The sequence below is a fragment of the Actinoplanes xinjiangensis genome, from assembly GCF_003148685.1.
Lineage (GTDB): Bacteria > Actinomycetota > Actinomycetes > Mycobacteriales > Micromonosporaceae > Actinoplanes > Actinoplanes xinjiangensis.
The window spans coordinates 26,461-51,917 of record NZ_QGGR01000045.1; the positions used below are offsets into that span (position 1 = coordinate 26,461).

Genomic DNA, 25,457 nt, shown 5'->3' on the forward strand with positions numbered 1-25,457 from the left:
TCCGGAGGGGCCCGTGCCATCGACCACCGCAGTGCCCACCGAACCGGAGACCGGCGCGATCCGCCGGGTCCCGGTCCGGGAGGAGTACCGCTTCCGGGACCGGACCACGCTGAGCAACGGCGCCGGTGACTCGATCACCGTCCAGTACGGGCGGTTCCAGCTGCACATGGAACGTCTCGGGCTCGGTCGCCGGGCCATGCTGCTGCGGCTCGCCGACGAATGGCTCGACGACGACGCCGTACAGCATCTGGTCGCCACGGTGGAGGGCGAGAACCGCATCCTGCGGGCCCAGGTGCTGCTCCGCCGCCTGATCACGCACGCCTGGTTACGCCGTCGCGTGTCGGCCGGCAACCGGCCGCTGCTGGAGATCGACCCGCAGGGCCTCGGCGCGTCGGTGCTGCCGCCAGCGGCCCGGCACCGGCCCGGCGTCCGGTACCGGATGTCCCGCCTGGCCCGGATCGACGCCGACGGTGCCGTGCTGTCCGCGCTCAACCCCACCCGCGCGGTGGCCGTCGGCTGCCCGGACCCCCGGGTCGCCGGGCTGCTCGCCCTGGCCGCCGCGCAGGGCTGTGACCTGGACCGGGCGGCCGCGGTGCTCGGCGTGTCCGCTCCGGTGGCCGGCCGGGTCGTCGACGAGCTGCTCAGCGCCGGGATCCTGGAGGAGCCCGGCCCGGCGTCCGCACCGGGTGTCTTCTGGTCCCCGGCCGAGCTGGAGGTGCACCACCGGTCCCGGGTCGGCCGGCACGCGCTGCCGGTCGGGGGCACCCACCGGTTCCGGGATCGGCTGCCGGCCGAGCCGCTGCGGCGCGGCTTCCCCGGCGCACCCGCCACCGACCTGCCGGAACCGGACCTGGACGCGGTCGCGGCCGCCGAGCCCACGCTGACCGACGTGATCCGGGCCCGGCGGTCGATCCGCACCCATGACGACGCGCATCCGATCACCCTGGACCGGCTCGCCGAGTTCCTGTACCGGGTGCAGGCCACCCGCCCGGCCGGGGAGCACGACGGCATCGAGGTGGGGCACCGGCCGTACCCGGGCGGGGGTGGCCTCTACGAACTGGAGATCTATCCGCTGGTGCTGAGCTGCGAGGGTCTGTCGCCGGGGCTGTACCACTACGACGGGACGGCGCACCAGCTGCGGCTGCTGGCCCCGGCGGGGCCGCTCACCGAACGGATGGCCGGGTACGCCCGCGCGGCCGCCGCGATGACCGGGCCACCCCAGGTGCTCCTCGTGATCACCGCCCGGGTCGGCCGGCTGATGTGGAAGTACGAGGGGATCGGCTACCCGATGATCCTCAAGCACTCCGGCGTGCTGACCGAGCTGATGTACCTGGTGGCGACCGCGATGGGGCTGGCGCCGTGCGCGCTGGGCTCCGGCGACTCCGCGGCCTTCGCCGAGCTGTCCGGGATCGATCCCCTGGCCGAGCCGGCGGTCGCCGACTTCGCGCTGGGCTCCGCGGCACGCCGGGAGCCGGCATGAGGTTCCGTAGGCAGGCGCTGCGCCACCTGGAACAGCCGGAGAACCTGGACCGGGTCGCCCGGCTCACCACGGTGCCGAGCTGGCTGCTCACCGTCGCGCTGGTGGTCACGGTCCTGGCCGCCGGCGCCTGGACCGGCACGGCGACCCTGGACAGGGAGGTGACCGCCGGCGGGGTGCTGATCCACCCGCACGGCGTCTCCGACTTCGACGCCGCGGAGACTGGCCGGGTGGTCAAGGTCTGGGCCGACCGTAACGAGCCGGTCGCCAAGGGCACCCCGATCTACAGCGTCCAGGACGACTCCGGCCGGATCGTCACGGTCCCGGCGCCGTGGGACGCCTACGTGGTGAGCCTGCTGATCGCCGAGGGGCAGGTGATCGAGCGCGGTGCCCGGGTCGCCGAACTGGAACGTCTGGACGCGCCCGGCGACGCCCTCCAGGCGGTGCTGTTCGTGTCGGCCGCGAGCGCGCCGATGCTCTCCGCCGGGCAGCCGGTCCACGTCGACGTGGCCGCCGTCTCCACCACCGTCTTCGGCACCCTTCAGGGCGAGGTCGGTACGGTCGGCGCGTTCCCGGAGACCGAGGACTCGCTGCGGGCGTTCCTCGGGTCGGGCCGTGACGTGCGGCCGTTCCTGGCCGACGGCAGCGTGGTCCGGGTCGTGGTGCTGCTGCACACCGATCCGGAGTCACCGACCGGTCTGCTCTGGTCGAAGGCGTCGCCACCGTTCCGGCTCACCTCGATCAGTGAGGTCGACGGCCGGATCGTGGTCGGCCGGGACCGCCCGCTGGACTGGGTGCTCGGCCGGTGAGCGCCGTCATCGACCTGGACGCCAACGCCCCGCGGCTGCCGCGCCGCCGCCGGGTGCGTACGCCCACGCTGATCCAGATGGAGGCGGTCGAGTGCGGGGCGGCCTCCCTCGGCATCGTGCTGGCCCACCACGGCCTGCACGTGCCCCTGGAGGAGCTGCGGGAACGCTGCGGGGTGAGCCGGGACGGCTCGAACGCCTCCACCGTGCTCAAGGGCGCCCGCCACTACGGGATGACCGCCAAGGGCTTCCAGATGGAGGTCGACAAGCTGGCGTCGGTGCCGCTGCCGGCCATCCTGTTCTGGCGGTTCCAGCATTTCCTCGTCCTGGAGGGGATGGGAGCCGGGAAGGTCTGGGTGAACGACCCGGCGACCGGCCCGCGGCCGATCACCTGGGCGGAGTTCGACGAGGGCTACACCGGCATCGTGCTGACGCTGACCCCGGATCCGGAGCGGTTCCGGCCCGGCGGCAGCCGCTTCCGGGCGTGGGCCGCGCTGGCCGCCCGCTGGCGGGGCCTGCGGGCGGTCGCCGCCCAGGCCGTCCTGCTGGGCCTGGTGATCGCCGTGGTCGGCCTGACCATGCCGGCGGTGGTCCGCATCTTCGTCGACCACGTCCTGCTCGGCGGGGGCGGTGCCCTCTCCGGGCTGCTCGCCGCGATGGGGGGCGCCGCGGTGGTGACACTGCTCGCGGCACTGGCACAGGAACGCCTGATGGTACGGGCGGAGACCGCCATGGCCCTGAGCACGGCGGCCCGGCTGTTCCGGCGGCTGCTGCGCCTGCCCGCCGCGTTCTTCGACCAGCGGCAGGCCGCCGATCTGACCCGCCGGATCCGCAGCACCGACGTGGTGGCCGACGTGGTCACCCGGCGACTGACACTGACGTGTGTGGACGTGGCGCTCGTCGTCGCGTACGGCGGCCTGCTCTGCCTCTACGACCCGCTGCTGGGCGCCGTCTCGGTGCTGCTGTGCGGCCTGAACGTGCTGGCCCTGCGCTACGTGTCGGCACTGCGGACCACCGCCGTGGCGAGTCTGCAGGCCGAGCGCAGCAGGCTGTTCAGCACCGTCCACACCACCATCCAGATGATCGAGACGGTCAAGGCGGGCGGCGCCGAGCAGCACAGTTTCCAGCAGTTCAGCTCGCGGGCCGCGGCGGTCACCAACGACCAGCAGCGGCTCGGCCGGCCCACCGCGATCCTCTCGGTCGTGCCGGCGCTGCTGGCCACCCTGAACACCGCGGTCCTGCTCGGGCTGGGCGGCCCGCGGATCCTCACCGGCAGCCTCAGCATCGGTGTGGTCCTCGGCATGCAGACGCTGGTCGTGGCGATGAACCGGCCGGTCGCCGCACTCACCGCGGTCGGCGCCCAGGTGCAGGAGATGTCCGCCGACCTGAGCCGGCTGCGGGACGTGGAACGCTATCCGGCCCCCGAACCGCCGGAGCCCCAGCCGCCGGAGCCGCTCGACGGGCATCTGCGCATCGAGGGCCTGACCTTCGGCTACAACCCCCTCGCCGCGCCGCTGCTGAGCGACTTCGACCTGGATCTGCCGCCCGGTGCGCGGGTGGCGCTGGTCGGCCGATCCGGCAGCGGCAAGTCGACCGTCGGGCGGCTGGTGTCCGGTCTCTACCGGCCGTGGTCCGGGCGGATCACCGTCGACGGGCGGGAACGGGAGCGCATCGATCCGGGCCTGTGGGCCGCCACCGTGGCGATGGTCGACCAGGAGCAGATCCTGTTCGAGGGCACGGTGCGGGAGAACGTCACGCTCTGGGACTCCTCGATCCCGGACGAGGACGTGGTGGCCGCCCTCACCGACGCCGCGGTTCTCGACGTCGTGCTGTCGCGGCCCGGCGGCCTGAGCGCCCGGGTCGACGAGGGCGGCCGCAACTTCTCCGGCGGCCAACGGCAGCGCCTGGAGATCGCCCGGGCGCTGGTACGCCGTCCGCGGCTGCTGGTGCTCGACGAGGCGACCAGCGCCCTGGACCCGCAGACCGAGCAGACCATCGACCACCACCTGCGCCGTCGCGGCGCCACCTGCCTGATCGTGGCGCACCGGCTGTCGACGATCCGCGACTGCGACCTGATCGTCGTGCTGGACGGCGGCCGGGAGGTCGAACGCGGCACCCACGACGAACTGGTCGCCCGGGACGGGCACTACGCGCGACTGGTCCGGGACGAATAGGAGGACAGGCCGGATGACAAGCGACCGGACGATCGAGACGGTGACCGGGGGCGGCGGGCAGCTCGTCGTGGACGCGCCGAGCGACCTGTTCCTGGTCCGCACCCGGGCCGGCGGGATCCGGTCGCGACGGCACTTCGTGGCCCGGATCCCGGTCGGTGGCCTGGTGCCGGACGTCACCGGGACCGGCGTGTGGCGGCTGCTGGCCGTACCCCTGCCGGGTGGGCGTCTGGACCGGCTGCCCGGGCCGCCGGACGGCGCCGGTGCGGTGGATCTGGCGCTGTCCGCGCTGGCCGGCGCCGTCCGCGGCGACCGGGAACCGCCCCGCGACGCCCGGGTGCTCGGGGCCGGGCAGGTCGAGGCCGCCGCCGTCGGCACCGTGTTCACCGGCACCGCCGCGGTGTGCTGGCTCCGGGGCACCGGCGGCCGGCTGATCCGCAACGACGGCGGCCCGGACGAGACGTTCGACGAGGGTGCACCGGTGCTGCTGGCCGGGCGCGACTGGGTGCGCCCGGAGCGGGGCGGCGCCGTGGAGGCGTGTTCCAGCGACGATCTGCTGCGCTCCGGTGAGCTGTGGGAGGCGGTACGGGACCAGGCGGTACGGCTGCTGCGCCTGGTCGAGCGGCAGGGCGCGGCGGCCGACGCGGCGCTGCTGACCTCGCTGACCGCCCGGGAGCGCGGGAACCGGGCGGCGGTGGCCCGCGCGACCCGGATCGCCGCGGGTCTGGTCGGTGCCCGGACGGTCGCCGAGCCGGCCGGGCACGGGGAGCGCTTCCGGCGGGCCGCGGCCGCGCTGCGCCTGATCGCCGGTGCGGGCGGGCCGCCGATCGTGGAGCCGGCCGGGCGGCGTGACGAGCCGGCCGACCTGGCCGAGGCGGTCCGTGCGGTGGCCCGCAGCTCCGCTCTGCACCTGCGCGACGTGCAGCTGCCGGAGGACTGGTGGCAGCACGATCTCGGCCCGCTGCTGGGCCGGCGCACGGTCGAGGGCGCCGGCACCACGGTGGTGTGCCTGATCCACCGGCGTGGCCGGTACCGGGAGGTGGACCCGGAGACCGGCATCGTGCTGGCCACCGGGCGGGCCGCCGCCGACGGGGTGTCCCGGACCGCCACCCAGGTGCAGCGCCCGCTGCCGGCCGAGGCGTCGGTGCCGGCGGTGTTCCGGCTGGGCGGTGCCGGCGGCGGCCCGGATCTGGCCGCCCTGGCCGGGTGCGGGCTGATCGTCGCGGCGCTGGCCCTGGCCGCACCGATCGTGACCGGCCGGGTGCTGGGGGCGCTCGCCGAACGGGTGTCGCTGTCCGGCCTGACCTGGTCGGCGCTGCTGCTGGTGGCCTGCGGCGGGGTCGCCGCACTGGTCGGCGCGGCCACCAACCTGCGCATGCTGCGCGGCGAGGGCCGGGTCGAGTACGGCGTGCAACTGGCCCTCTGGGATCGCCTGTTGCGCCTGCCGGTGCGGTTCTTCCGGGACACCGGCAGCGGGGAGCTGGCCAACACCCTGCTCGGGGTCACGTTCGCCCGGGAGGCGCTGTCCGGGGTGATCCTGCTGCTGCTGACGTCGTCCCTGACCGCGGTCACCATGCTGGGACTCGTCTGGGTGCTCAGCCCACCCCTCGGCCTGGCCTCCACCTGCCTGGCCCTCACCGGCCTGCTGCTGGTCGGCGTGCTGGGCCGGGTGGTGATCCGGCGCCAGCGGCGGGCCCTGCCGGCCGAGCACAAGGCGGTGTCCACCGCCCACCAGCTGATCAGTGGAATCTCGAAGATCAAACTCGCGGGAGCCGAGCACCGGGCGTTCGCCCGGTGGTTCGAGCAGACGGCGTACGCCCGGAGCACCCTCAACCAGGTGCGCGGCGTGCAGGCGGTACTGCGGGCGGTGGCCACCGTCCTACCGATCGCCGGTCAGCTGCTGCTGTTCACGATCCTCGCCGGCCCGCTCGCCGGCACCCTGGCCCCGGAGGACTTCTTCGCCCTCAACGTGGCCTTCCTCATGCTGGTCGGCGCGCTGCTGGTGATCGTGTCCGGCAGTGTCGAACTGCTGGCCGCGCTGCCCCGCCTCGCCGAGCTGAGGCTGGTCCTGGACGGGCGACCGGAACGGACCCCGGACCGGATGGACCCCGGCGACCTGCGCGGCGAGATCACCCTCCAGGAGGTCGGTTTCGGGTACGGCCCGGACGCCCCGAAGGTGATCGACGACGTGACGTTGCGGGTGCCGGCCGGCGCGTTCGTGGCGATCGTCGGCCCGAGCGGCTGCGGCAAGTCGACGCTGCTGCGGCTGCTGCTGGGTTTCGAGACGCCGTCGCAGGGCTCGGTCTACTACGACAACCAGGATCTCGCCGAGCTGGATCTCCAGGCGGTCCGCCGGCAGTGCGGGGTGGTCCTCCAGGACGGCCGGCTGTTCGCCGGGACGCTGCGCGACAACGTGTGCGGCGCCGCCGCGTACAGCCTGGAACGGGTGCTGGAGGCGGCCCGGCTGGCCGGTCTCGACGAGGACATCGCGCACCTGCCGATGGGGGTGGCGACGATGGTCCCGCACGGCGGCGGCACCCTCTCGGTCGGTCAGCGACAGCGGGTGCTGATCGCCCGTGCGCTGATCCACCGGCCCCGGATGCTCTTCTTCGACGAGGCGACCAGCGCGCTCGACAACCGCACCCAGGAGCGGGTCACCGAGAGCACCCGGCAGCTCAGCGCCACCCGGCTGGTGATCGCGCACCGGCTGTCCACGGTGCGGCACGCCGACCTGATCGTCGTGATGGACAAGGGGCGGATCGTGCAGCAGGGCACCTTCGCCGCCCTGATGGCGGCGAAGGACGGCCTGTTCTTCCAGCTGGCCCGCCGGCAGCTGGTGGCCGGGGAGGACTGACTCAGCCCAGGTCCATCACGGCGGCGGTCTCCACCAGCATGACGGTGGACTGGCCGGAGCGGCGGCCCACGATGTCCACCACCGACGTCGGGCCGCGGTTCTCGGCCACCACCCGGAACGCCTCGCTGAGCAGGTCGATCAGGCCCTGCGCGAGCAATTCGGCCGAGTCGCTCCACTCGTCCCAGGTGACGGCGCGGGGCCGGGCCGGATCGCCGGGCAGCGACAGGATCCGGTCGCCGGTGGCCCGCAGCAGTTCCTCGACCGGGCGGCCGATCCGGTCCAGCACCTCGACCAGCACCTGCACGGTCTGCCGGGCCGGTAGCCCGGACCGGTGCAGTTCGAGAGCCGCGCGCAGGGCCCGTGGGCGGACCATCTGGACCGTCCCGTTCTCCTTCCACGCGACCACGCCGTGCCGGGTGAGCGCGTCGACCAGCGCCGGGGACTCGGCGGCGAGCCGCTGCATCAGGGGCGCGAGACCGTCGGTGCGGGGCTGCCCGGCGCGTACGCCGAACATCGCCTCGATCGCGGTGAGGTTGAAGCCCTGCCGTTGCAGCGACAGGATGGTCTCCAGCCGGCGCAGGTGCTGTTCCTGGTAGACGACGGTGCGGCCGCGCCGGACCGGCGGGGCGAGGATGCGGCGGGCCTGGTGCGCCCGGATGTTGCGGGGCGACATCCCGACCTGGCGGCTCAGCTCCTCGATGGTGAACTCCTGCTGCGCCGTCGCCGGCCCGTCGACACGCTGGACGGTCATGCCGCCACCCCCGGTTTCCCGCCCTCGCTGGGCACCGGACCATCGTCACGTGCGGGTTCGCCTGGCCACATCGGGGCGGGGCACGTACTTTTCTCACCGGGGAGACCGGGACGCTTTCCCCGTCCCGGTCTCCCCTTCCACCACGGTGGGGGTCAGCCGTGGGAGACCTTGGCGTTCTCGTCGACGTGGATGCCGGAGGCGAACTCCAGCACCTCCTTCTCACCCCAGCCCAGGCCGTCCCAGACCTGGACGACCATCCAGCGGTCCGCGCCCAGCTTCACGAAGAGGGCGTGCCCGTCGGTCTGGTCGATCATCTTGGTGAGCAGGCCCGTCGATCCGTTGACGGTCACCTGCTTGCCCTTGAGCTCCTCGGGCGGAGCGACCTCCTGGAGCTGGGCGACGATCTTGCCCTCGAAGCTGTTCGGGTCCTTGTTCTGGAAACCCTTCGGGGCGATGACGATGCCGGAGGCGTCGGCGCCCTGCAGCTCCCAGCCGTCCGGAACCTTGTCGAGAGTGAAGCCCTGGGGCTGCTCGCCCTGGTAGGCGACCAGCTCGGTGACGGCGACCCGCGGCGAACTCGTCGCCGGCCGCTCACCGCCGGCCTGCGGCGACGACGGCGTGCCGGCCGGGGACGACGCGGTGCCGGCGATGACCGCGGCGGCCACCGCGGCCACCGCGAAGACGGATCCGGCGGCGGTCTGGAGGGTACGGCGGCGGCGCAGCGCCGTCTGCCCGCGAGCGAGGTCCGCCACGATCTGCTCCCGGGTCGGTTCGGTGGCCGGGCCGGCGATCCGCGCCAGCCCGTCCTGAAGGTTCTTCATGTCAGTTTCTCCTGGTCACAGAAGTGCAAGGGAGGGGTTGGTGCCGAGGACCGCACGCAGCCGGTCGAGCGCCCGGGCGGTCTGGCTCTTCACCGTTCCCTCGGAGCACCCGAGGGCGTCGGCGGTGTCGGCGACGTCGAGGTCGTAGAAGTAGCGGAACACCAGCGCCGCCCGCATCCTCGGTGGCAGCTCCCGGAGGGCCGCGCGCAGGCCGTCCGAGACGTCACCGTCGATGTGCTGGGCGGCTGCCCGGTCGGGAACCTCGGCCATCGACCGTTCACTGCGTCGCCACCACCGCCGCCGCTCGTCGGTCAGCGCGTTCACCAGCGTCCGCCGGACGTAACCGTCCGGGTTGTCGGCACGCTGGAAGGACGGCCACGCGACGTACAGCTTCGTCAGGGTGGACTGGACCAGGTCCTCGGCCAGGTGGGCATCACCCGCCGTGAGCAGAGTCGCGGTACGCACCAGCGCGGCCCTCCGGCTGACCACGAACTGATGGAATTGCTCATCACGCTCGTTCTTCACACGAGCCCCTCCTTCGCTCTCACGCCTCCTTGACGACTCCCTCTCCCACCGGGTTGCACGGGCGCTGAAAATCGACCCAGCGTGACAAAGGCCCGACCCGGTGTCATACGGCCGTTCAGGTTGATCTGAACGGACTGTGTCCCGGCTTTGATGAGCCCGTGAATGTCAGTAGTCTCGCCGGGTGTCCACCGAAATCCGCGACCGGGACGCCGCTGTCCCCACACCGGCCCCCTCCCCCGCTGCTCAGGCCGTGACTCCGCCGGCCGCGCGCCTGCGCTGGCTGGACGCTCTGCGGGGCATCGCGGTACTCGCCGTGGTCTACGAGCACTTCGCCGCGTACCTCTTCCCCGGTGTGAAACAGGCCACCGTGCAGTGGGTGCACGCCGGCACCTTCGGCGTGGTGCTCTTCTTCCTGGTCAGTGGCTATATCGTGCCCGCCTCGATCGAGCGGCGCGGCAGTCTGCGGCACTTCTGGATCGGCCGGGTGTTCCGGCTCTACCCGGCGTTCCTGATCACCATCGCCGGCGCGGCGGTGGTCGCGCAGATCGCGTCCCGCCCGGGTGTCCCCCAGGACCTGTTCGACAAGACGACGACGACCGTCCTCGGGCACCTGACCATGCTTCAGGACATCCTCGGTGTCGCGAACGTCCAGTACCAGTTCTGGACCCTCACCTACGAGATGCTCTTCTACCTGATCGTCACCGTGGTGTTCGTGTTCGGCGTGCACCGGTTCAGCGCCGAGATCGCCCTGCTGCTGTCGGCGGCCGCGATCGCGCTGGGCTCGGTGCTGCCGGTCCGGTCGTTCGCCGGTGATCCGCTCGCGCTGCGCAACCTGGTCCTGATCACCGGCCTGGTCCTGCTGGCCGGGGTGACCGCGGTCAGCAGCCGGCGGCGGGCGATCGTGGTGGCCGGTGCGGTGCTGCTCGGCTCGGGCGTGCTCGTGCTGCTCGGCGGCAACCAGGCCAAGGGCGGCTGGGAGGGCTTCGTCATCCTCGCCGTGATGTTCACCGGCACCGCGCTGTACCGCGCCGAGCAGGGCCAGATCTCGCGGTGGCGGGCGGCCCCGGCGGTGATCGCGGTCCTGGCGGCGACGGTGATCGGCACGTACGGCTACGGCGACATGTGGAACATGGTCGGCAAGTTCCCCGCCGACCGTTCCTGGACCGGCGGCCTGCTGCTCGCCTTCGCCGTCTTCGGCCTGGGCATGGCGCTGCGCAGGCAGCGGGTCCCCGGCTGGCTGTCCTGGATCGGCGCGATCAGCTACTCCGTCTACCTGCTGCACTACCTGGTGCTCGCGCTCGCCGGTGACCTGCTGCGCGGCAGCGTCGAGGAGCCGCTGCCGCTGAAGCTGGCGCTGACCGCCGGCTACCTCGCGGCGGTCCTCGGCGTGAGCTGGCTCTGCTACCGCCTGGTCGAGCTGCCGTTCCAGTCGATGGGCCGCAAGCTCTCCCGGCGCATGGACGGTCAGGCCCCGAAACCGGCCAGCACGCCGGCGTAGGGCTTGGCGGGCGGCGGGGCGTACTCGTCCCGCTTGGACGTGCGCACGCCCATGGTGACCAGCGACTGCACCAGGAGGGTCGCGGCCGTCACCCCGTCGATCACCGGCACCCCGACCTGCTGTGACACCGCATCACAGAGGTCGGCCATCCCGGCGCAGCCGAGCACGATCACGTCCGAGCCGTCGGCGTCCAGGGCCTGCCGGGCCAGGGCGACCACCCGGGGCAGGACGGTGGGATCGGACTCCAGCTCCAGGACCGGGATCTCGCAGGCGTGCACTCCCCGGCAGGCGCCGGCCGGGACGTACCTCCCGGCCAGATCGTGGGCGCGTCCGGCCGTACGGCCGAGGGTGGTGACGACGCTGAAACCGCGACCGGCGAGCGTCGCCGCATGCATCGCGGCCTCGGCTATGCCGACCACCGGACCGGCGGCGACCTCCCGCGCCGCGTCGAGGCCGGGGTCGCCGAAGCAGGCGATGACATACCCGTCGACGCCGGACCGCTCGCCCGCGATGATCTCGGCGAGCAGGCCGGGCACCGCGAGAGCCTCGTCGTAGTGGCTCTCGATGGAGACCGGGCCCATCGCCGGGGTGACCGCCTCGACGACGGTGCCCGGGCCGGCGACGGCCCGGGCACTCGCCTCGATCAGCGTGGTCATCGACGCCGTGGTGTTGGGATTGACGACCCGGATCCGCATCAGGACTTGATCTCGTCCGGTGCCGGGTTCCCGGCCGGCGATGACACCGGGGACCGGCGGACGAGGCCGAGGTAGACCACGAAGCCCAGGCCGCAGCCGATGAACCAGCTGTACTGGGCGAGGTCGCTCATCTTGCCGAGCACCGGGATCATCGCGACGAGCGCGCCGACCGCGGTGGCGATGATCGCCGGCGGGTGGTAGCCCTTGTGGTAGTGGTAGCGGCCGGCCGGGGACATGGTGAACATCGCGTCCACGTCCACCCGCTGCCGCCGGATCAGGTAGTAGTCGGCGATCAGGACACCGAAGAGCGGCCCGATGAAGGCGCCCAGCGTCTCCAGGGTGTAGTGGATGACCTCCGGGTTGTTGTAGAGGTTCCACGGGGTGAGCAGCACCGACCCGACCGCGGCGATCATGCCGCCGGCCCGCCAGGAGATCTTCTGCGGGCTGACGTTGGAGAAGTCGAACGCCGGCGAGATGAAGTTGGCGACGATGTTGATGCCGATCGTGGCGATGGTGAAGGTCAGCGCGCCCAGGACGATCGCGAACGTGCTGTCGATCCGGGCGACCGTGGCCACCGGGTCGGTGAGCAGCTCCCCGAACACCGGGACGGTGAGACTCGCCGTCACGACGGTCAGGATCGAGAACATCAGGAAGTTCACCGGCAGGCCGAGGAAGTTACCGATCCTGACCTTCTTGAACGAGGCGCCGTAGCGGGAGAAGTCACCGAAGTTGAGCATCGGTCCGGAGAAGTACGACACGACCAGGGCGACGGCACCGAGCATGACCGGGATCGCGTCGACGCCGGTGACCGTCACCTCGCCCAGGTTCAGGTCGATCGCGCCCCAGCCGGCCTTCGCGATCAGATATCCGGCGAGCACGAACATGACCACGTAGACGGCCGGGCCGCAGAAGTCGATGAACTTGCGGATCGTCTCCATGCCGGTCCAGAACACCGCCGCCTGCAACACCCAGAGCAGCGCGTACGTGCACCAGCCGAGCAGTGGCAGACCGAGGAACCCGTACTGGTCCACGTCGGCGTAGGGCATCAGCGACGGCCACAGTTTCAGGAGCACCACATCGAGGGCGGCCGAGGCGAGGTACGTCTGGATGCCGTACCAGGCCACCGCGATCGACCCGCGGATGATCGCCGGCACGTTCGCCCCGAGCACCCCGAACGCCACCCGGTTGATCACCGGGTAGGGCACGCCCGTCACCTGTGACGGCTTGGCCACCAGATTGCAGAAGAAGTAGACGATCGTGATGCCCACGACCAGCGAGATCAGTACCTGCCAGCTGGACAGGCCCAGCGCGAACAGACTGCCCGCCGTGACGTAGCCGCCGACGCTGTGCACGTCGGACATCCAGAACGCGAAGATGTTGTAGGAGCCCCACCGCTGTTCCTTCAGCGGCGCCAGATCCTCGTTGGTGAGCCGGGGATCGTATCCGGGTTTCACGATGCCGCTGCCGACCGGCATGCCGGCGGCTTCGACCAGGTCCTCGTGGTGTGTGCTGGGGATGGTGTCGGCCATGGCCGTCACGCTATGAACCCGCTGTTTCACCCGGATGTGCGGAACTGTATATCTTGCGGGACTGCAAACGGACTATGAACGTCGATCCGCCCTCCTCGCCGGGGCGGTAGTCGACCTCGCCGTGGTTGGCGCGGGCCAGTTCCCGCACGATGTAGAGGCCGAGCCCGGTGCCGGTCACCTTTCCGGCGGTCGACGAGGCCCGGGCGAACCGGTCGAAGAGCCGGCCGCGGAACTCCGGCGGCACTCCCGGCCCCCGGTCCCGGACCTCGATGGTGACGGCGGGCTCGCCGCCCCGGGCGACGACCTCGGTGGCGCCGCCGCCGTACTTGGCCGCGTTGCTGATCAGGTTGGTGAGGATCTGGTCGAGGTGGCTCGGCTGCACCATCGCGACCAGGTCCCGCGGGCAGGTCACCGGTACCCCGCCGGTGGCCGTCGCGGTCAGCGCCGCCTCGATGTGGTCGGCGACCGGGACCGGGGCGGGTATGGCGGTGAGCCGCCCGGCGTCCAGGCTGACCAGGTCGAGCACCTCCTGGACGATGGTCGCTAGCCGCTGCGTGGTGCGGTGGACGCGGACGATGACGTCCCGCACCGGGCCGGGCAACTCGTCTTCCGACAGCGTCAGGTCGAGGTTGCCGAGGATCATCGCGAGCGGGTTGTTGATCTCGTGCCCGAGCATGCCGATCAGGTCGGCCTTGAGCTGGTTGGCGGCCTCCAGGTCGGCGGTGCGTTCCCGGACGGTGTCCTCCAGCGAGTCGTGGAGCAGCGCGTTGTCCAGCGCCACGGCGAGCTGGCCGGCGATCAGCCGCACCGCCTCCAGGCGGCCGGTGGAGAAGACCCCGCCCTGCCGGTGGTTCTCCAGGACCAGGACGGTGTCGTCGGCGTCCCGGCTGGGGACCGGCACGGCGAGCAGGGCGCAGGCCTCCAGACCGGCGAGGTACGGGTCCCGCGCGAACCGGTCGTCGGCACAGGCGTCGGCCACCAGCAGGGGCCGGCGCGTCCGCCGCACGTACCGCAGAGCGGAGACGAACCGGTCCGGCCCGGCGCCGGACGGGCCGGACAGGCGCACGTGGGTGGCCCCGGTCATCGCGCTGAGCACGTCGCCGACCTGTTCCTCCAGCCCGGCCAGCGAGGTGGCCGAGTTCAGCGCCCGGGAGGCCCGCAGGATGGCCATCAGGTCGATCCGGTCGGCGCCGGAGCCGCCGCCGGAGACACCGGTTCCGGTGGCGCGCAGGAACGGGTGCCACGACTCCAGCCGGTCCACCGGTGCCACGGCGCCCCACGCCCGGTAGGTGTCCCGGGCCTCGGCCAGCAGCCGGTGCGCGGTGTGGGTGAGTCCCCGTTCGAGGTGGAACCGGGCGGCCCGCTCGGCGAGAACGGCCCGGTGCCACGGCCGGCCGGCCACCTCGTGCAGGCCGGCGTCGAAATGCCGGGCCGCGGTGTCCGGGTCGCCCCGTGCCCACGCCCGCTCGGCGTCGACCAGGTGCAGCAGCGGCCGGAAGTTGCGGGGTGCGTCGGTGGAGCGGCGGGCCAGCCAGTCCCGGACGTCGGCCAGTTCGGCCGCGACCCCGGTGTCACCGTCGCGCAGCCGGGCCGCCAGGCTCAGGCAGCGCAGCACCCGGGCCAGCGCGGACGCGTAGAAGCCGCGGATCGCCTCGCAGTACGCCATGGCGGCGGCCGAGTGCTCCGCCAGGGCCGCGTCGTCCTGCCGGAACAGCGCGATCAGCCCGTGGTTGACGTGGTAGGTGGCCAGCGCCGGTGGATAGGAGAGGACGGGCACCTCGTCGACTGGCTCCTGGCCGCGTGCCGCCCGTACCAGATCGCGGTAGGTGGTGAGGTTGAACCCCGCGATCCGGTTGCCGGTCCGCTCGGCGGTGGCCAGGCCGGCGGCGATCTCCTCGGCGACGGTGTCCAGCGAGTCGGCGGTCTCCAGCACCACCGACGCCAGCCGGGCGCTGATCAGGCCGGCCACCTGGACGTCGCCGGCCGCCAGCAGGTCGTCGCGGGTCTGCTGCCCGGCCTCGACGATGTCCTCCAGCGGCTCGAACCAGTGCGCGGCAAGGAACAGGTGCATGTACCGGGCGATCGCGGTCTCGGCCGCCCAGCCGTGCTCCCGGCCGACTTCGACGACGTACCGGCACAGCCGGTAGCCGGTGCGGTAGTCGTCGAACAGCGAGATGGTCGCGCAGATCGCCGACCCGGCGGCGCCGACCACGGGCGGGCACACACCCTCCCGGCGCCACAGCCGGTACGCCTGGAGCAGCATCCACGAGTGCTCCATCGGCCCGAGCTGGTAGGTGGGCACGAGCAGCCGGTTGATCAGGCGGCCGACCGCCAGCACCGCCGGGTCGACGGTCTCGGCGGCCTGCTCCAGGTCGCCGACACCGGCCCGGAGCGCGGCGACCTCGCGCCGCACGAGCGGCTCCGGGTCGTCCGGGGGCTCGATGCCGAACCGGCGCAGCACGTCCAGGCCGAGGGCGTACGCGGCGCGGTTCTCGTTGCGCTGGGACAGGACGTTGATCTGGATCGCCGTGGCCTCGGTGAGGGTGACCGGGTCCGGGGACCGCCCGGCCAGCTCCCGGTAGACGCGATCGGCGTCGTCGAGCCGGCCCAGGCAGTAGTAGGTGATGTGCCGGTCCACGGCGACGGCGTTGCGCGCGAGGTCGTCCCCGGCCCCGGCCAGCAGCTGTTCCGCCGCGTCGAGCAGGTCCACGGCGACCGGATAGTTGGTGAGCCGGATGGTCCGGCGGGCGGCGGCGTGCAGCAGGGCCGCCGCCTCCCGGCGCTCCTGCGGGCTCTCCACCAGGCTCACGACCGCCAGATACTGTTCGGCGGCGGCCTGTGGGAAGTCCCGGGACAGGCCGCGGGCCATGGCCAGTTGCAGAGCCCGGCGGCCGGGCTCCGGCAGGCACTCGCGGGCCGCCTGGAGCACCAGGTCGTACCGGAATCGGACGGTGTTCCCGGCCCGCAGGACGAACCCGTCGGCGACGGCCTGGTCCACGTGCCGGTTCAGGTCGTCCATGGGCGTGCCGCTCGCGGCGGCCAGCAGGTCGACGGCGACCTCGCCGCCGAGACAGGCCAGGGCGGCGTACCGGCGGCGGCATCCCTCGGCCTGCTGCGCCAGGCGGCGGGCGGGCAGCTGGGCGAGCTGGTGGCGGGAGACGAAGGCCCGTACCTCGCCGGCGTCCCATCGCCAGCCCCCGTCGGCCGGCCGCAGCAGGCCGTCCGCCCGCAGGGCGTTGAGCAGTTCGACGGTCGCGTACGGATTGCCGCCGCTGCTCTGCCGGATCAGGGCGCTCAGGGCGGGCGCCTCCTCCGGCGGCATCCGCAGCACCGTCGCGACCACCGCCGCCGTCTCGGCGGGGCCGAGCCCGTCGAGGTGGATCTCCGGCCCGGCCATACCGTCGTGCCGCCAGCGGTCGACCGATTCCCGTACCGACGGGTGGCCGTCGCGGAAGGTGATCACCAGCAGCAGTCCGGGGATCGGCCCGGCGGCCAGGATCGACTCCAGGACCTGCATCGATCCGCCGCTCGCCCATTGGAGGTCGTCGAGGACGAGCACGATCCGGCGCCGGGCCGCGAACGCCCGCAGCAGGGCCACGGCGGCGGCGCTGACCCGGCCGCGGGCGGTCACCGGGTCGCCGGGGTGCGGCCCGGAGCCGGCACCGAGCAGGTCGGTCATCTCCGGGATGGCGTTGCGGGCCACGGCGACGTTGGCGCCGAGCGCCACCGGGATCCGCTGCCGGGCGTCGGCGACCTCCGGCTCCGGCGCGGCGAGCAGCAGACGGGTCAGCACCCGCAGCGACCGGGTGATCCCGCCGGTGTCGGTGCCGGTGCGGAACTGGTCGAAACGCCCGTCCGCGAACCATCCACCGCGGGCCGTGATTATCGGCCGCAGATAACGGGCCAGCGCGCTCTTGCCGATCCCGGGCGGGCCGCTGATCAGCACCGCCGGGGTGCCGCCGTGCATCGCCCGGTCGAGGGCCGCGGTCAGCGTGCCGATCTCCGGCTCCCGGCCGATCAGCTCGGGCGGCGGGGCGAGGAAGGCCGGGAAGTCGCGTTCGCCGAGCGCCCATCCTTCGTCCGGGCCGGCCCGGCAGCGCGCCAGGTCGTAGACCAGCCCGTCGGCGCTCTGGTACCGCCGTTCCGGGTCCTTCTCCAGCAGCCGCATGATGATCTCGCTGAGCCGGGGCGGCAGGCCGGGCCGCCGCTGCGCCACCGGCACCGGCGGCCGGACGAGGGTGTCGCGGACCAGTTCGAGGGGATCGTCGCCGCTGAACGGCGGCTCCCCGGCCGCCAGCGTGTAGAGGGTGGCGCCCAGGCCGTACAGATCGGCGCGCGAATCGGCCACCGGCCCGATCCGGCCGGTCTGCTCCGGCGCCAGGTATCCGAGGGTGCCGACCGGCCCGCCCGGCTCGTCGGTGTCCGACCGCCCGAGCAGCGCCAGGTCGAAGTCGATCAGCACCGCCCGGCCGGCCAGCACCACGTTGGCCGGCGTGATGTCGCGATGGACGACGCCGGCGCGGTGCACGGCGGCCAGCGTCGCCGCCAGGTCCGCGGCGATGGTCAACAGCAGGGGTACGGCCAGACGCCCACGATCCGGTGGCACGCCCCCGTCGTCCTCCAGGACCAGCGTCTGGCGCAACTGTCCGGCGGCCAGCCGGGGCACTCCCGGAATCCCGGCGAGCCGGCGGAGCACCTCCTGCTCGTGCCGGATGCGCCGGACCGCGCCGGGGCCGTTGGCCCGTTTCCGGATCAGGGCGCCGTGGCGGTCGGACGGGCTCCGGCGAAGGACCAGTGTCCGTTCGCTGCGATAGAGCACCACCTCGCCCACAGACCGATTTTTCTCATGTTTGGGACCTGGGTGGTGCCTCTTCCGCAAACAGCCCTATGTGCTGCGGCAATGCTGCGATGAACCCTTGTAACCGATGGTGATGTCGGGCACAGACCCGGGCCAGTTCCTCGGCGTCGCGCCCGAGGAAGGCGGCCAGCATCCCGGCGTGATCGGAGTGCAGTAGTTCCCGGTCGGAGCCGGTCAGATGTGACATCGGCCGCAGCGGCTCGGTCATGTTCCACGCCGACTCCAGCATGTGCAGCAGGCGGCGCATCCGGCACGGCCCGATCAGTGCCAGATGGAACCGCCGGCTCTCCCGGTGGTAGGCGGCCCCGCTGTCGTCGGCCTCGATCGCCGCGTCCAGGGAACGCAGGGCCGACCGGGCCAGCCGGTCGTCCTCGCCGGTCGCCCCGGCCACCGCCACCCGCAGCGCCGCCGACTCCAGTGCCTCCCGGACCAGGTAGATCTCCCCGAACTCCCGGGCCGTCATCATCGCCACCCGGTAGCCGCCGTTGGTCCGGTGGTCGACCAGGCCCTCGCCGATCAGGGTCATCAGCGCCTCCCGCACCGGGATCCGGCTCACCCCGAACGCGGCCGCCACCGCATCGACCGGGATCGCCGAGCCGGGTGGCACCTCGCCGTACAGGATGATCGTCCGCAGCTCGTCCACGATCGCGCTCCGCACGCTGCCCGCCTGCCGGTCGGCGAGCCGGGCGAGCAGGGCCGATCGGCGCCGCGGTCCGGACATGGCCGGACCCTAACCGCCCCCGGTTATCGGCACGTTTCACGATGCCGTGGTTAGGCTGGCGGCAGGCCGTGACACCGGAGGTCGACGATGCCCTTGTATCCACACCAGCCGCATCACCAGCCCGAGTGGCCGCCGCCGCACCTGCCACCGCCCGGACCGGGCCTGCCCGGCTGGCTGGAGGAGCGGCTCTTCGACCAGCGGATCGTGATGCTGCGCGGGCATCTGGGCGCCGAGACCGCGACCGGGATCGCGGCCGCCCTGCTCACCCTCGACTCGGCCGGCCCCGAGGTGGTGCACCTGCACGTGTCGAGTCCGGGTGGTGATCTCAGCGCCGCGCTGTCGGTGGTCGACGTGCTCGATGCGCTGGCCGCCCCGGTGCACGCCCTGGTCACCGCGGAGGCCGGGGGTGCGGCGCTGGCGGTCCTGGCCGCGGCGGATCAGCGGGCGGCGTACCGTCATGCGCGTTTCAAACTCGCCGAACCCCGCGCCGCCGGGGTCACCGGGACCGCCGACGAGGTCGCGGCCGCCGCCGGGCAGCACCTGCGGGAGCTGGAGGAGGTGCTGGTCCGGCTCGCCGCGATCACCGGCAAACCGCGCAGCCGGATCGAGGACGACCTGTCCACGGGCCGCATTCTGAGCGCGACAGAGGCGCTGGAGTACGGCCTGATCGACGAGGTGGTGGCACCGAAGAAGAACGGGCCCCGGTGAAAACCGGGGCCCGTTCTCAGAAGTTCAGGAACTTCAGGAAGCGACCTTGACACCCATGGAACGGGCGGTGCCGGACACGATCTTGATCGCGGCGTCGAGGTCGTTCGCGTTGAGGTCGACCAGCTTGCGCTCGGCGATCTCCTTGACCTGCTGGGCACTGAGGGTGCCCACGGTCGTGGTGAGCGGGTTGGCGGCGCCGGACTGGATACCCAGGCTCTTCCGGATGAGGAAGCTGGTCGGCGGCGTCTTGTAGGCCAGCGTGTGGCTGCGGTCCTCGTAGACCGACACGATGACCGGGATGATCTCGCCCCGGTTCTTCGCGGTGGCCTCGTCGTACTCCACCTTGACGGCACGCATGTTCGCGCCGGTCGGGCCGAGCATCTTACCGAGGTCGACCATCGCGGCGTTACCCGCCTCAAGCGCGAGGGTTACCTCATGGGTCTTCTTCTTGGGAGGCATTGGGTAAGGCTCCTTAGGGTGAGCTGCGGGCCGAGACAACGCAGCTCGCCAGCATCAACGACACACGACAACCCCGAGACCTTACTACCGTTACGACGAGAGGGTCAAAACGGCTGGTGTGCGGGGTCTCGGGTCCGCCACCCAGTGTAGCTCCCGGCTCCGGGGCACCCGGGACCGGCCCGGCGTCAGAACCGGTCGCAGTCACACTCGCGCATGTTCGCCCGGATCAGGTGCACGTACTCCGGGTTCGACAGCTTCCTACCCGCCAGGTAGGTCTCCTCGGTCGACCCCGGGCCCATGTTGTACCCGTTGATCACCAGGTTGAGCAGGCACGGCGACGCGTCGGTCCTGCACTTCGCGGTGCTCAAATCGTAGTTCTCCGCGAAGTACTTCTCCCCGAAGTACTTCGTCAGCCACGCCAGATAGTTCGCGCCGATGATCGCGTTCTGCTGGTAGTCGCCGGAGTCGTAGTTCTTCTCGAACCGCTGGTTGACGAAGTCCCGGGTGTCCGGCATGACCTGCATCAGACCGTATCCACCGTCACAGTTGCGGATGTTCGACACCCAGCCGCTCTCGTGCCACGCCACCGACCGGATCAGGTCGGCCGGCACCCGCAGCTTCGGCGCCGACCCCGGCCAGTACACCTTCGTCGCCGCCGCGTTCAGGGCGGTCTTCGCCTTCGCCCGGGACACCGCCTTGCCGACGTAATCGGCGCACGGCGGCAGCTGCATGTTGAACGGGTCCTCGGTCGGTGACGGCTTGGGCTTCTTGGTGGCCTTCGTCTTCGCCGGCGTGGGTTTCGCGGTGGTCGGCTCCGGCTCCGGCTCCGGTGACTCCTCGGCGACCACCTCGGTCGACGGCGTCGCCGCCACCGGCGCCGCGGCCTGTCTGTCATCCGCGCCGGCCAGACCACACCCCGCCGCCACCACCAGAACCGTCGCCGCAGCCGCGATGTTGAGCCTCTTCATCGACGCGAACCTCCCCCGTGAGACATCGACGGGGAACGCTAACAGGGCCGAGTTGATCACCGCAGACCCGAAAACAGGACAGAAGAGCACAAGATTCGGGTCTTGACCCCGTGTCACGAACGGCAACCTGAGCCGGGAACAATGGACGTCATGCAGACCCGCACCGACCTACGCAACGTCGCCATCATCGCTCACGTCGACCATGGCAAAACCACCCTGGTCGACGCCATGCTGCGCCAGGGCAGCCAGTCCCACGCGCGTGGCGAGATGGCCGACCGCGTCATGGACTCCATGGACCTGGAGCGGGAAAAGGGCATCACCATTCTCGCCAAGAACACGGCGATCAGCTACCGGCCCGCCGAGGGCGACCCGGTCACCATCAACATCATCGACACCCCGGGCCACGCCGACTTCGGTGGTGAGGTCGAGCGCGGCCTCACCATGGTCGACGGTGTCGCCCTCCTCGTCGACGCCTCCGAGGGCCCGCTCCCGCAGACCCGCTTCGTGCTCCGCAAGGCGCTGCACGCCAAGCTGCCGATCATCCTGATCATCAACAAGGTCGACCGGCCCGACGCCCGGATCAAAGAGGTCGTCGACGAGACGTACGAGCTGTTCCTCGACCTCGACGCCGACGAGCACCAGATCGAGTTCCCGATCGTCTACGCGTGCGCCCGGGACGGCATCGCCTCGCTGACCCAGCCGAAGGACGGCACCGTCCCCGAGGACAGCACCTCCCTCGACGTGCTGTTCAGCACCATCCTCAACACCATCCCGGCCCCCAAGTACACCGAGGGCGCCCCGCTCCAGGCCCACGTGGTCAACCTCGACGCCTCCCCGTTCCTCGGCCGTCTCGCGCTCTGCCGCGTGCACGAGGGCACCATCCGCAAGGGCCAGACCGTCGCCTGGTGCAAGACCGACGGCACGATGTCCAACGTGCGCATCTCGGAACTGCTGGTCACCGAGGGCCTCGAGCGCAAGCCCGCGGAGAGCGCCGGCCCGGGCGACATCATCGCCCTCGCCGGTATCCCCGACATCATGATCGGTGAGACCCTCGCCGACGCGGAGAACCCGATCCCGCTGCCGCTGATCACGGTCGACGAGCCGGCCATCTCGATGGTCCTCGGCACCAACACCTCGCCGATGGTCGGCAAGGTCAAGGGCGCCAAGGTCACCGCCCGCATGGTCAAGGACCGGCTCGACAAGGAGCTGATCGGCAACGTCTCGCTCCGCATCCTCCCGACCGACCGCCCCGACGCCTGGGAGGTGCAGGGCCGTGGCGAGCTGGCCCTGGCCATCCTGGTCGAGCAGATGCGCCGCGAGGGCTACGAACTGACCGTCGGCAAGCCGCAGGTGGTCACCAAGGTCGTCGACGGCAAGGTGCACGAGCCGGTCGAGCGGGTCACCATCGACGCCCCCGACGAGTACATGGGCGCCATCACCCAGCTGCTCTCCACCCGCAAGGGCCGGATGGAGGAGCTGATCAACCACGGCACCGGCTGGCTGCGTATGGAGTGGCTGGTCCCGGCGCGTGGCCTGATCGGCTTCCGCACCGAGTTCCTCACCGAGACCCGCGGCACCGGCATCATGCACCACCTCTACGAGCGTCACGAGCCGTGGTTCGGCGAGCTCCGCACCCGCCAGAACGGCTCCCTGGTCGCCGACCGCGCAGGCGCCGTCACCGGCTTCGCGATGATCAACCTGCAGGAGCGCGGCCAGCTCTTCGTCGAGCCGGGCACCGACGTCTACGAAGGCATGATCGTCGGCGAGAACTCCCGCGAGGACGACATGGACGTCAACATCACCAAGGAGAAGAAGCTCACCAACATGCGGGCGGCGAGCGCCGACAACACCGAGAAGGTGATCCCGCCGCGCCGACTGTCCCTGGAGCAGTCCCTCGAGTTCTGCCGCGAGGACGAATGCGTCGAGGTCACCTCGGTGGCGATCCGCATCCGCAAGGTGGAGCTCGACCAGACGGTTCGTGGGCGGACTGCTGCCCGGCGTAAGCACCAGTAGGTTCTGTTCTTCCGGTTCCGGCCCACCTGCTTTCAGCAGGTGGGCCGGTTCTCGTTCGCGGGCCGGCCGGTTCCGTTTCGTGGGTCGGCCGGTTCCGTTTCGTGGGTCGGCCGGTCCCGGTTCGAGGGTCGGCCGGTCCCGGTGCGCGGGTGCGACGGTTTTCGTTCGTGGGCGAACTGGTTCCGCTTCGTGGGTGCGACGGTCCTGGTTCATGGGCGAGCCGGTTGCGGTTCGTGGGTGCGGCGGCCCTGGTTCGTGGGTGCGGCGGTTCTGGGTGGCGGCCGGCCCAGTCCGGGCGGTCAGGCTTGATCCCTTTCCGGTCCCCACCCCGCCATCGGCTCTCTTTCTCCACCAGCGGATCTCCGGTGGTCCGTCGATCTTGGCCGGCTGGCCGCCACCGCTGTCTCACGCGCCTTGATACAGCGGTGACAGCCAGCCCGGGTGGTCCGGCTGGTCCTGAGCGCTGTCTCGGGTGGCCTGAGACAGCGGTGGAGGCCAGCCGGTCATGATCCGCCGCTACGCGGACTGTCCGGAGCTCGCCTCCCGCCGCGGCGGTCGTGCAGGCCGCCCACGCCGCCCACGCCGCCCACGCCGCCCACGCCGCCCACGCCGCCCACGCCGCCCACGCCGGAAATTCTGGCGGCCTCGCGGCCGTGCTGCGGGCCGGGGTGTCTGTGGAGGTCCATACGACGACGGGCCCGGGCGATGTCAGTCGCCCGGGCCCGTCGTGGGTGGTTCTGGGGTTACTTGTTGGTGATGATCTCGCGCTTCTTGTCCCGCGAGGTCTTCATCAGGCTGGCTACCGTGGCGATGGCCAGGGTGCCGAGGATGACCAGCAAGGAGAGCCAGATCGGGATCTCGGGGGCCCAGTGGAAGCCCTCGCCGCCGTTGATGAACGACAGGCTGTTGGTGTGCAGGGCCTCGAGGACCAGCTTGACGCCGATGAAGGCGAGCACCACGGCCAGGCCGATGTTGAGGTAGACGAGACGTTCCAGGAGACCGCCGAGCAGGAAGAACAGCTGACGCAGGCCCATCAGCGCGAACACGTTCGCGGTGAAGACCAGGTACGGCTCCTTGGTGATGCCGAAGATCGCCGGAATGGAGTCGAGGGCGAAGATCAGGTCCGTGGTGCCGATCGCGATCATCACGATCAGCATCGGGGTGAAGAGGCGCTTGCCCGTCTCCGTGATGACGCTGAACCGGCCGTCGCCGAATTCGGAGGAGAGCGGCAGGGCCCGCTTGGCCCAGCGGATCAGGATGTTCTCCTTGAACTCCTCGTCCTCGTTCTCGCCCTTCACCAGCGTGATCGCGGTGTAGACCAGGAACGCACCGAAGATGTAGAACACCCAGGAGAACTGTGTGATCAGCGCGGCGCCGGCGGCGATGAAGATGCCACGCATGAGGAGCGCGAGCACGATACCGATCAACAACACCTTCTGCTGAAGGTGCCGTGGCACGGCGAACCGGGCCATGATGATCACGAAGACGAAGAGATTGTCGACGCTCAGCGAATACTCGGTGAGCCAGCCGGTGTAGAACTCACCGGCCGCCTGGCCACCGGCGCTGACCCAGACCCCGATACCGAAGATGACGGCGAGCCCGACGTAGAACGCGACCCATCCGCCGGCTTCCTTCATGCTGGGCTCGTGCGGCCGGCGCCCGATGATGAGCAGATCGACGGCGAGAACCGCGATCAGCGCGACCAGGGTGGCGACCCAGACCCATGCAGAAACGTTCAACTAAGGACCTCCGGCAGACACGGGTCGTCGCTGCGCCCACCCCCCGCAGGGAGATTGAGAACAGCGACGTGCGACTGTCGGAGGTCTCTTCCGCCACGGGTCGTGCATCCGTGACCACCGGCCCCGGGCCCACCCCGAAGGGCGTTCCGTGTTGACGAGACCGGAGCGGGGGAATACTCCCCTCCCACAGGAGCCATTGTTACGCATCCTCGGCGTGAACGGCACACCGGGAGCCCAGAGAGTGGTACGGCTCGCGGTCGAAACTCCCCATCCGGGCAGAAAAGACATCCGCCGTACGTCAACGGCCTGGCTGATGCCGCCGCTTCCTGAGCCTACGCCGTGACCAGCGATAATCTGCCCGGTTCGCGATCCATACATCCCGTGGGGCATCCTAGTACGGTGCCGATCTGGTGCGTATGGGACGCTTGCGGGCATGGTTCTCGAAGTCACACTGATCGACGTCCTCCCGGGCCGGGAGGGCGACTTCGTCGATGCCTACGAAGTGGCCCGGCCGCTGGTGGCGACCGCCCCCGGCTGCCGTTCGGTCCGGCTCCGGCGCGCCGTGGAATCCCCCCAGCGCTTCGTGCTGCTGGCCGAGTGGGACAGCCTGGAAGCCCATGAGCAGAATTTCCGCCGTTCTGACCGTTTCGCCCAATGGCGCGCTTTGATCGGCGGTTCTCTGGCCCAACCTCCAGTGGCGGAGTACTTCACCGACGCAGGCAGCAAGCGCTAAAAATCCCCGACCGCACCTACCCACCGGGGAGACGGCCCTGCTAGTACTGCAACCCGATGTCGTTGCTTACGGCGGTTCGAGTCGTTTGCGGTAGTGACAGGCTCGAGCTTGTTCCTGGCGTCGGCGGCGAT

The 25,457-nt window shown here is 71.4% G+C and carries 18 protein-coding genes; 8 read left to right on the top strand and 10 right to left on the bottom strand.

Annotated features, from left to right (window positions below):
- Nucleotides 1-13: 13 nt before the first annotated feature.
- From BC793_RS45945 to BC793_RS45960, 4 genes are read left to right on the top strand one after another with little or no spacing between them, the layout of a single operon-like run.
- Nucleotides 14-1,480, top strand: coding sequence for a SagB family peptide dehydrogenase (locus tag BC793_RS45945; RefSeq protein ID WP_146246759.1), 1,467 nt, complete (start codon nt 14-16; stop codon nt 1,478-1,480).
- Entirely contained in the window at nt 1,477-2,286 is an 810-nt protein-coding gene (locus tag BC793_RS45950; protein ID WP_109602962.1) for an HlyD family efflux transporter periplasmic adaptor subunit, read from the top strand. Before BC793_RS45945 ends, BC793_RS45950 begins: the two co-directional genes overlap by 4 nt.
- The gene (locus BC793_RS45955) at nt 2,283-4,457 is read left to right on the top strand and encodes an NHLP family bacteriocin export ABC transporter peptidase/permease/ATPase subunit (protein ID WP_203896641.1); all 2,175 of its coding nucleotides are present in this window, start codon (nt 2,283-2,285) and stop codon (nt 4,455-4,457) included. Before BC793_RS45950 ends, BC793_RS45955 begins: the two co-directional genes overlap by 4 nt.
- Before the next feature lie 13 nt (nt 4,458-4,470).
- Nucleotides 4,471-7,308, top strand: a complete 2,838-nt coding sequence (locus BC793_RS45960) for an ATP-binding cassette domain-containing protein (protein ID WP_109602963.1) — start codon at nt 4,471-4,473, stop codon at nt 7,306-7,308.
- Nucleotide 7,309: 1 nt separating this feature from the next.
- Here the strand turns inward: BC793_RS45960 and BC793_RS45965 are convergent, their stop codons facing one another.
- The 3 genes from BC793_RS45965 to BC793_RS45975 all read right to left on the bottom strand — a co-directional run bounded on the left by BC793_RS45965 (nt 7,310) and on the right by BC793_RS45975 (nt 9,405).
- Complete coding sequence (locus BC793_RS45965) at nt 7,310-8,059, bottom strand: MerR family transcriptional regulator (RefSeq protein ID WP_109602964.1); 750 nt, start codon at nt 8,057-8,059, stop codon at nt 7,310-7,312.
- Between the two features lie 152 nt (nt 8,060-8,211).
- Nucleotides 8,212-8,880 (bottom strand): hypothetical protein, encoded by a 669-nt coding sequence (locus BC793_RS45970; protein WP_109602965.1) that lies wholly within the window; start codon nt 8,878-8,880, stop codon nt 8,212-8,214.
- A 15-nt stretch (nt 8,881-8,895) separates the two neighbouring features.
- The gene (locus tag BC793_RS45975; RefSeq protein ID WP_109602966.1) at nt 8,896-9,405 is read right to left on the bottom strand and encodes a SigE family RNA polymerase sigma factor; all 510 of its coding nucleotides are present in this window, start codon (nt 9,403-9,405) and stop codon (nt 8,896-8,898) included.
- Nucleotides 9,406-9,586: 181 nt separating this feature from the next.
- On the opposite strand from BC793_RS45975, the gene BC793_RS45980 reads away from it, so the two are divergent.
- The gene (locus BC793_RS45980) at nt 9,587-10,903 is read left to right on the top strand and encodes an acyltransferase family protein (RefSeq protein WP_109602967.1); all 1,317 of its coding nucleotides are present in this window, start codon (nt 9,587-9,589) and stop codon (nt 10,901-10,903) included.
- Here the strand turns inward: BC793_RS45980 and BC793_RS45985 are convergent.
- Genes BC793_RS45985 through BC793_RS46000 form a run of 4 tightly spaced genes read right to left on the bottom strand, consistent with a single transcriptional unit; the run spans nt 10,870 to nt 18,706 of the window.
- The gene (locus BC793_RS45985; RefSeq protein ID WP_109602968.1) at nt 10,870-11,598 is read right to left on the bottom strand and encodes an aspartate/glutamate racemase family protein; all 729 of its coding nucleotides are present in this window, start codon (nt 11,596-11,598) and stop codon (nt 10,870-10,872) included. The two genes, BC793_RS45980 and BC793_RS45985, sit on opposite strands and share 34 nt — an antisense overlap.
- Nucleotides 11,598-13,127: an NCS1 family nucleobase:cation symporter-1 gene (locus BC793_RS45990; RefSeq protein WP_109602979.1), complete on the bottom strand. Its 1,530-nt coding sequence runs from the start codon at nt 13,125-13,127 to the stop codon at nt 11,598-11,600. The genes BC793_RS45985 and BC793_RS45990 overlap by 1 nt, the downstream gene beginning before the upstream one ends.
- A 10-nt stretch (nt 13,128-13,137) precedes the next feature.
- The gene (locus tag BC793_RS45995) at nt 13,138-17,958 is read right to left on the bottom strand and encodes a sensor histidine kinase (protein WP_239170716.1); all 4,821 of its coding nucleotides are present in this window, start codon (nt 17,956-17,958) and stop codon (nt 13,138-13,140) included.
- Nucleotides 17,959-17,971: 13 nt separating this feature from the next.
- Nucleotides 17,972-18,706, bottom strand: a complete 735-nt coding sequence (locus BC793_RS46000) for a GntR family transcriptional regulator (protein WP_109602969.1) — start codon at nt 18,704-18,706, stop codon at nt 17,972-17,974.
- Nucleotides 18,707-18,793: 87 nt separating this feature from the next.
- On the opposite strand from BC793_RS46000, the gene BC793_RS46005 reads away from it, so the two are divergent.
- Nucleotides 18,794-19,414, top strand: coding sequence for an ATP-dependent Clp protease proteolytic subunit (locus BC793_RS46005; protein WP_109602970.1), 621 nt, complete (start codon nt 18,794-18,796; stop codon nt 19,412-19,414).
- 33 nt (nt 19,415-19,447) lie between these two features.
- Here BC793_RS46005 and BC793_RS46010 read toward each other — a convergent pair whose 3' ends face one another.
- Nucleotides 19,448-19,873 carry an uL11 family ribosomal protein gene (locus BC793_RS46010; RefSeq protein ID WP_109602971.1) on the bottom strand — a complete coding sequence of 142 codons (426 nt, stop codon included), beginning with the start codon at nt 19,871-19,873 and terminating at the stop codon, nt 19,448-19,450.
- Nucleotides 19,874-20,058: 185 nt separating this feature from the next.
- On the bottom strand, nt 20,059-20,841 hold the full coding sequence (locus BC793_RS46015) for a transglycosylase SLT domain-containing protein (protein ID WP_109602972.1): 783 nt from the start codon (nt 20,839-20,841) through the stop codon (nt 20,059-20,061).
- Between the two features lie 150 nt (nt 20,842-20,991).
- Here BC793_RS46015 and typA point away from each other — a divergent pair, with 150 nt between their 5' ends.
- The gene (gene typA / locus BC793_RS46020) at nt 20,992-22,854 is read left to right on the top strand and encodes a translational GTPase TypA (protein WP_109602981.1); all 1,863 of its coding nucleotides are present in this window, start codon (nt 20,992-20,994) and stop codon (nt 22,852-22,854) included.
- A 743-nt stretch (nt 22,855-23,597) separates the two neighbouring features.
- Here typA and BC793_RS46030 read toward each other — a convergent pair.
- Entirely contained in the window at nt 23,598-24,593 is a 996-nt protein-coding gene (locus BC793_RS46030; protein WP_109602974.1) for a TerC family protein, read from the bottom strand.
- Between the two features lie 433 nt (nt 24,594-25,026).
- On the opposite strand from BC793_RS46030, the gene BC793_RS46035 reads away from it, so the two are divergent.
- A complete protein-coding gene (locus BC793_RS46035; RefSeq protein ID WP_109602975.1) occupies nt 25,027-25,326 on the top strand; it encodes an antibiotic biosynthesis monooxygenase family protein in 300 nt (99 codons plus the stop codon).
- Nucleotides 25,327-25,457 lie beyond the last annotated feature (131 nt).

Coding starts and splice junctions, on each gene's coding strand:
- BC793_RS45950 (WP_109602962.1), top strand. CDS start 1,477: ATGAGGTTCCGTAGGCAGGCGCTGCGCCACCTGGAACAGCCGGAGAAC.
- BC793_RS45960 (WP_109602963.1), top strand. CDS start 4,471: ATGACAAGCGACCGGACGATCGAGACGGTGACCGGGGGCGGCGGGCAG.
- BC793_RS45965 (WP_109602964.1), bottom strand. CDS start 8,059: ATGACCGTCCAGCGTGTCGACGGGCCGGCGACGGCGCAGCAGGAGTTC.
- BC793_RS45970 (WP_109602965.1), bottom strand. CDS start 8,880: ATGAAGAACCTTCAGGACGGGCTGGCGCGGATCGCCGGCCCGGCCACC.
- BC793_RS45985 (WP_109602968.1), bottom strand. CDS start 11,598: ATGCGGATCCGGGTCGTCAATCCCAACACCACGGCGTCGATGACCACG.
- BC793_RS45990 (WP_109602979.1), bottom strand. CDS start 13,127: ATGGCCGACACCATCCCCAGCACACACCACGAGGACCTGGTCGAAGCC.
- BC793_RS46000 (WP_109602969.1), bottom strand. CDS start 18,706: ATGTCCGGACCGCGGCGCCGATCGGCCCTGCTCGCCCGGCTCGCCGAC.
- BC793_RS46005 (WP_109602970.1), top strand. CDS start 18,794: ATGCCCTTGTATCCACACCAGCCGCATCACCAGCCCGAGTGGCCGCCG.
- BC793_RS46010 (WP_109602971.1), bottom strand. CDS start 19,873: ATGCCTCCCAAGAAGAAGACCCATGAGGTAACCCTCGCGCTTGAGGCG.
- BC793_RS46015 (WP_109602972.1), bottom strand. CDS start 20,841: ATGAAGAGGCTCAACATCGCGGCTGCGGCGACGGTTCTGGTGGTGGCG.
- typA (WP_109602981.1), top strand. CDS start 20,992: ATGCAGACCCGCACCGACCTACGCAACGTCGCCATCATCGCTCACGTC.
- BC793_RS46035 (WP_109602975.1), top strand. CDS start 25,027: ATGGTTCTCGAAGTCACACTGATCGACGTCCTCCCGGGCCGGGAGGGC.